The 5,721-nt window shown below is 55.0% G+C and carries 5 protein-coding genes; 2 read left to right on the top strand and 3 right to left on the bottom strand.

All coding sequences use genetic code 11. The features are described from left to right. Positions 1-508 (top strand): tyrosine-type recombinase/integrase (locus UB90_RS22205; protein ID WP_227512088.1); only part of this gene is annotated, 508 nt, incomplete at its 5' end. A 203-nt stretch (positions 509-711) separates the two neighbouring features. Here UB90_RS22205 and UB90_RS22900 read toward each other — a convergent pair. The 3 genes from UB90_RS22900 to UB90_RS22195 all read right to left on the bottom strand — a co-directional run bounded on the left by UB90_RS22900 (position 712) and on the right by UB90_RS22195 (position 4,662). Then, positions 712-885 carry a hypothetical protein gene (locus tag UB90_RS22900; protein WP_009179288.1) on the bottom strand — a complete coding sequence of 58 codons (174 nt, stop codon included), beginning with the start codon at positions 883-885 and terminating at the stop codon, positions 712-714. Between the two features lie 789 nt (positions 886-1,674). Next, positions 1,675-4,152, bottom strand: coding sequence for a hybrid sensor histidine kinase/response regulator (locus tag UB90_RS22200; protein ID WP_065326632.1), 2,478 nt, complete (start codon positions 4,150-4,152; stop codon positions 1,675-1,677). Positions 4,153-4,194: 42 nt separating this feature from the next. Continuing rightward, the gene (locus UB90_RS22195; RefSeq protein ID WP_065326641.1) at positions 4,195-4,662 is read right to left on the bottom strand and encodes a putative pterin-binding protein; all 468 of its coding nucleotides are present in this window, start codon (positions 4,660-4,662) and stop codon (positions 4,195-4,197) included. A 353-nt stretch (positions 4,663-5,015) separates the two neighbouring features. On the opposite strand from UB90_RS22195, the gene UB90_RS22190 reads away from it, so the two are divergent. Then, positions 5,016-5,630 carry a response regulator gene (locus UB90_RS22190; protein ID WP_005616283.1) on the top strand — a complete coding sequence of 205 codons (615 nt, stop codon included), beginning with the start codon at positions 5,016-5,018 and terminating at the stop codon, positions 5,628-5,630. The last annotated feature ends 91 nt before the right edge of the window (positions 5,631-5,721 follow it).

Here is a 5,721-nt window from a genome sequence, read left to right as displayed (position 1 = left end):
ATCAATGCATCCTGACCCTAAGCACAAAATTACCCTCTTTGCACTGTTTTCTACCCGCCGCGAGTCTGAGATTGCCCGCGCAAAACACACCGATCTTGACCCTGAAACCAGCCGACTTTTTATAAAGGACATGAAGCACCCCGGCAAAAAGGCGGGCAACGATGTCTGGTGTGACCTCCCTACCCCAGCGCTACAGGTCGCGCAGTCCATGAAGCCAATCAAGAGCAAGGTAGAAAAGAAACGCGCGCTGATTTTCGGGACTTCAAAAGACGTTATTTCTCGGCGCTGGACTGAGGCTTGTCGTATGCTTGGGATTGCAGATCTCGTATTTCACGACCTACGGCATGAAGGTATTTCAAGGCTTTTTGAAATGGGAGAGACTATTCCCCAAGTTGCCGCAGTTTCGGGACATCGATCATGGGCTTCCATGCAGCGTTATACTCACCTTCAAACACGCGGAGATAGATACGAAGATTGGGAGTGGATCCAGAGAGTGACCAAGACCTAACCGGCTCTGCCAGCGGCGGTTGTGTGACTGGCGGCACAAGCAAGGGCTTGCATTGGAGAACATGAAACAAGCGTACGTTGATGAAAAAGAAAGCACCACGCCCAAGGCTGTGAGTGTTGCACGATCTGAAGGCGGAAGCATGTCCGCGTCGCTAATTACAAAGTGACGCCCGGCGTTACGACTTACGCCGGGCGTCAATTTGATCAACCGCCTGCAGCGGCTTTAGCAACTGTCGCTGCGCCAGCGGCAACCGCTCCGATGACCGCAACCTTGCTCGCGGTTTTGACGGTGGTATCTGCAGTGTCTGCGGCCTTGTCAGCAGCGGTACAAGCGGAGATGAATGCAACAAGGGCTAATAAGGAGATGGTTTTCATCATATTTTCGTTCTCTTAAAGTTAGTGCTCCTATTTGAGCACTGAAGAGAGATGTGTGCACATTATTATTACTTAAAGCAAGGCAGTAGACGGAAGAATGAGGATTTCGTCGCACAATCCAATTAAAATACTATGCTTGGCAAATGACCACCTAAGAGTTCTCTGACAAGCACTATAACGCATACGCCCACATCAGCTCAACCTCTTGATCAGACAATCACCGCACCAGCAGCAGAACCGGCTCCACACAGGGGGCGGTGCTTTTAACGTAGGAGGTTGAGGCGTTGAGGGCCAAAGTAGCGAGGCACAGCAGCAGGATCCGCACGGGTTTTACGCACCAAAGTGGAACAGCAGGCTGTTGGCGAAATTCCCCCGCCCACTAAGAAACGTGAAAGGCGGGAATTGCATATAAAAAAACGGCCAGCGAGGCTGGCCGTTAGTTGTGTACAGGCTAGTGTACAAGTGTGCAGATGGTGGCAGGTCACACCACCAAAAGGACATATAATTATTAACTAATGATACATACTTTTGCAACTGATGCTTACAATTTTAACAAATTTAGATATGGGGACTACGGCGCTTGAACATAACCACCACAACTTTCCGCCGATTTTGGACACGGCGTGGCCGCGCCTCACCGAGCACCTGCTTCAGGGTTATGCCTCGTACTCGACCGCTCCTTAGGCTCAGGCGAATAGGCTTGGCGTATATAATCACCCGTTGAAGTGAGAGTGTCCCGCCGTCAGTGTGACTGGCCAAGTCTTATCCCTTACAGCTCGGTACGGCGCGCAATCACGCGCCTACGTGACGCGCGAGAACCTCCTCTGCGCTGCCCCACGCATCTTGAAGATGCGCCAATTCTGGTACGGCATTGGTATTGGCTTGTTCTATCTGCAGCATGGACGCCCGCAATGCTCCAAACCCAAGCACAGCTGCCGATCCGGCAAGTCGATGGGCCTCCTGCCTGTGGCTTTCTGTGAGTTCGCCGCTTTCGCTCAGCGCATCGCGCAACGCCTGAACATCACTGCGAAATTCTGCGAGGAAATGGCGGGCTTTCTCTGTGCCCACCGCCTCGACAAATTGGGTAATGTCCGACTCGTCTTGTTGAGGCGTGTTCTGCTGCGCTGGCTGGTTGCTGCCTGCGCAGCGACGCGACACCATCTCGGCCAAGGCCGCGCGGTCAATGGGTTTGGTGAGAACCTCTGCAAATCCCGCATCCAGAATGCGCTCATGATCGTCCCGCGCTGCATGGGCGGTCAGGGCGACGATATCTATGTCATCAGCCAAGCCCTCAGTTCGAACACGGCGCAAGACCTCCATCCCGTCCACATCGGGCATGCTGATGTCGGAAATGACGAGGTCGAAACGCTCCGCCCGGATCATCTCAACTCCAGCGGCACCGCCATCGGCAGAGATCACGTCATGCCCCAGATCTCCCAGCATCTTCTCCAGCAACAATCGGTTGATGTCATTGTCTTCGATCACCAACAGTCGCCGACCGGTCGGCATACCCAAGGGTTTTGCATCCTGCGCCGTCTCATCCAGCGTCACAGGCGGGAGCGGGATGGTGAAAGTGAAGAGGCTGCCTTCATCCGGCTCGCTTTCGCAGGTGATTTCGCCCCCCATCAGCCGGACCAACCGGCGAGAAATGGCCAGCCCCAGGCCGGTCCCCTCGCTTCCCCGTTTATAGCTGGGGTCCAGCATGGTGAAATCATCGAATATACGGTCCAGATCCTCAGCGGCGATGCCTTTTCCGGTATCTGCAACACTGAATTCAACCAGATCCCCCTCCGTGCGCATCACATCGACGGACACCGCGCCATCATGGGTGAACTTCAACGCATTTCCGATCAGGTTGAGCAAAACCTGCTGGACGTAGCGGCATCGCCCCTCAACCCCGGAGGACCCACCCAAACTACAAAACACCGTCAGCTCATTATTGTTGCGCCGCGCAATCGCTTGCTGGCTTTCTCCTATGCCGCTCACCAGTTCATCCAGATCAAAGGGGTGCGGCGGGTCTGGGTCGGCACCGGCCTCAAGACGCGACAGTTGCAACACGTCATTGACGTGATGCAAAAGCAACTCCCCCGACACACGCATCGCCTGCATATAGCGCTGTTGATCTGCGGTTGGTCCCAGATCTTCGAGCACATCAAGCGAGCCGAGAATACCGGTGAGCGGCGTGCGCATCTCGTGGCTCATCACGGTGAGCAATCGGTCCTTGGCCTGCTCACCGGCGAGCGCGTCGTCACGGGCGCGACGCAGTTCTTCTTCGGCTTGCAGGCGACGCGAAATATCGCGCACATAGCTCACAAGCACCTGATTTCCGTTAGATTTGCTGAGGGTCAGAGACACTTCGACAGGCAGGATTTCTCCGTTCTTACGCTGTGCGGTCATCTCTATGCGACCGTCACTTTCGCGCAAAATATCGTCGAGTTTGTTTGGACCGGAGTTATCAGGCGAGTTCAGGACCAAGGCGTCAAAGCTCAGCCCGATCGCCTCATCCTCGCTATAGCCAAAAATCTCTTCGGCAGCGCCGTTGATCGCTGTGATCCGGCCTGCGGCATCGGCCATCAGGATTGCATCCAGAGACGAGGTCACCATTGCCTCGGTGCGGGCCGCTTCCTGCGCTTGCAACATCGACAACCGCTGACCGCGCCGGAACAAGCGCAAAATGACCAAGGCGGTGAGCGCCAGCGTTCCCATCAAGGCAAGAACAACGATCGCAAGACGCGAGAACAGTTCGTGCAATAAGACCCGCTCTTCCCCGGCGGTTTCGGCCTGCAGCACAACACCAAAAAGGGCCAGATCGCGCACGTCGTCCCCTTCGCTTACGATCATCCGCAGCAATTCGTCCGATCGCGCCAGCAATGTGTCGTCAGAAGAATCGATCAGTTCCGCCTGCTCAAGCAGCCCTTGATGTAGCCGCTCCAACGTCTCTCCCCCCTCGGGCGTGGCCCGCACACCAGAGTAAGAGGAGCTTTCGCGGAATGTGGCGATGCGGCTGTAGTAGATGTCGAACTGGCGCCGCAAGCGAGGAAGATCCTGGCGTTGGCGCACCTGCATCGCAGCAAACCGATATTTCAGATAGTCAACCTCAGCCTGTGACAAAGTCCATTGTAGGTTGTCTGTCGCCGCGCTCGAAAGCGCCTCGATCCGGGTTTGCACATCTTTCCCCAAACGAAAGGCTTGTGCCGCCAGTAGTATAAGAACTACGGCGGCAATAGAAATAATCCAGCGATGCGTATTCGGTATCTTTGGGCGCACCAACGGCCGGACACCTCCTGAATTTAGGCCTTCCGAAAAGGCGGATTACTTCACCGTTATCCTGTTCAATTGCCAGATACTGCGGGAATAGACTTCCTCGGTACGGAATTCCAAGGCACTGTCATAGGGGTAAATCACCCAGAGAGGTCCCTTGTCCCGCAGCGACATCAGCCTGCCATTGCGCATGTAAGCGACGATGGGACCATCTGGCCGCGCGTCCGACATCGGGATTTCTACCGCGTAATCGTTCACCGCAGCCGCCTCCAGCGTACCTTCGCTCACACCTGCTTCGGCCATCAGCCGATCCAGCGAGACGCCGACAAATCGCTGCTCACCGTCGCTCCAGATGGTCTCGGTCACCACCTCGCGCTCTCCGAGGTTGCGCAGATCTTCGACCGTGAATTCATGGGTTTGATCGCCATTTCGCAATGTCAGCACAACCTCACCCTCAGATGCGATTGCAGAACAGAATGTTGCAAACAGCGCTACCACGGCAACCAGCAGTGATCTCATGATGTACCTCCAAAACACGGTCAACCCCACAGTGGGTTCGCCAAGACCATGACACATCCTGCGCCAGCGGGCATGAACGCCTGTGTATAGTCTCCTAGACTTTCGTATAAGATCGGTAAATCTTCAGATCTGGCATTTCGAATTCATGTCCCGTTTTCTGTATTTTTACGATTTTCATGGTTTGGAAAGACCTATGGCAAAAGAGTGGTATTTGCCATAAGTTGAACGCAATTTTCGTATCAGATAATCAAATTAAATAAGCAGCAGATCGAAAGGTCTTAGAAGTTGATGGATTATAAAGGTTTTCGACGCTAGGATCTTAGATGAACAGTGAAAACGGGTTAAACGGCGATATGCGTATTCTACTCGCAGATGATCATGACATGGTGCGCGACACCATCTCTGCCTATCTCTCGTCAGAGGGTGGCGCGCAGATTACAGCAACCACGGACCTGCCCCGGGCGATGAAAGAGCTCGAAGACAATGGTCCGTTTGATTTGGTGCTTCTGGACTACAACATGCCCGGTATGAACGGGTTGGATGGTCTGCAGCGCGCGCTGAAGGCCAACGGCGGACGCGGCGTCGCAATCCTGTCGGGCAGCGCCCCGACACGCACTGCGCAGGATGCTCTCGATGCTGGCGCGATTGGCTTCATTCCCAAAACCATGGGGGCACAATCGCTGCTGAATGCGGTGCGCTTCATGAGTGCGGGTGAAATCTACGTGCCGGTTGAATTGATGCGCGAAGAGGCCTCCGCCCCCGCCCACCCGCTGCTTGCACAACTCAGCCCACGCGAGGTCGAGGTTCTAAGTGGCCTCTGCCGCGGTCAATCCAACAAGGAAATCGCACGCGACCTCAATTTGCAGGAAGTCACCATCAAACTGCACGTGCGTACGCTGTGTCGCAAACTCGATGCCAAGAACCGCACCCAAGCCGCGATGACCGCCAAAGAAGCGGGTTTGTTCTAGACTGACAGCCTCAGTGCATCTTCGGACCAAATTTGGGCGCCGGGGTTGGGCGATTTGGTCACCACCGGACGTTAGGTCATGTTGACAAATG

Source organism: Tritonibacter mobilis, from assembly GCF_001681715.1.
Classification (GTDB): Bacteria; Pseudomonadota; Alphaproteobacteria; order Rhodobacterales; family Rhodobacteraceae; genus Epibacterium; species Epibacterium mobile.
Note: the sequence above shows the minus strand (reverse complement) of the source record. Positions and strands in the feature narration are given on the sequence as shown.

Excerpts from the sequence above, each read along its gene's own strand:
- UB90_RS22195 (WP_065326641.1), bottom strand. The coding sequence starts at position 4,662 with ATGAGATCACTGCTGGTTGCCGTGGTAGCGCTGTTTGCAACATTCTGT.
- UB90_RS22190 (WP_005616283.1), top strand. The coding sequence starts at position 5,016 with ATGCGTATTCTACTCGCAGATGATCATGACATGGTGCGCGACACCATC.
- UB90_RS22900 (WP_009179288.1), bottom strand. The coding sequence starts at position 885 with ATGATGAAAACCATCTCCTTATTAGCCCTTGTTGCATTCATCTCCGCT.